Source organism: Sphingomonas sp. CCH5-D11, assembly GCF_001557395.1.
In the GTDB taxonomy this organism is placed as follows: Bacteria; Pseudomonadota; Alphaproteobacteria; order Sphingomonadales; family Sphingomonadaceae; genus Sphingomonas.
Window position 1 is genome coordinate 1 of sequence record NZ_LSKH01000092.1, and the last position, 697, is coordinate 697.

The 697-nt window shown below is 66.9% G+C and carries 1 protein-coding gene; it reads right to left on the minus strand.

Annotation, left to right across the window (positions count from 1 at the left end; all coding sequences use genetic code 11):
• Positions 1-89 precede the first annotated feature (89 nt).
• A partial coding sequence (locus AX702_RS06045) for a LysR substrate-binding domain-containing protein (protein ID WP_066777475.1) occupies positions 90-697 on the minus strand: 608 nt, incomplete at its 5' end.

Consider the following 697-nt stretch of genomic DNA (forward strand, 5'->3'; position numbering starts at 1 on the left):
TGCTTCGCTTACGGCGGGTGGCACGGCCGGCGCGGGGGAGGCAGATACATCCGCTCCGGCAGCGGCCAGCAACGGCAGCAGGATCAGCATCATTCGGTATCGATCTCCTCTCGCAGGACCGCCAGGAACTCGCTTGCCAGCGCCGATGGCGGCCGGTCCAGCAGATGAATGGCGTGCACGTCGAACGTCAGCGAAGGCTTCAGCGGCCGTACGGCGAGTCCGGGCGCAAGCCACGCCTCCGCCGTGAAACTGTCCACCACCGTGATGCCCACCCCTGCGCGCACCAGCGCTGCGGCGATGTAGAAGGTCCGCGCGACCACCGCCTCGTCCACTGCGATGCCCAGCCGATCCAGCTCATCCGTCAACAGCGTGCCGATCGGCCCGCTGCCCGCCAGCGAGATGAAGCGACGATTGCTCAGCTCCGACAGATCCACCCGCGCCGGCGCGTCAGGCATCTCAGCCTCGCGATACAGGACGACGAGTTCCCCCTCGCCAAGCCAGGTGTTGCTCAGCGCGGCGCCATGCGGCGGTTCGCTCGCAATGGCGATGTCCGTCTCGCGCTCGTAGAGCTTGCGGAGCAGATCGTCGTGGTGAACGGTCTGAAGATCGAAGTGAACGTCGGGATGACGCTCGAGAAAGCGCGACACTGCCGCAGGCAGGGCACCCAGGGCCAGGCTCGGCAAGGCGGAAATACGCA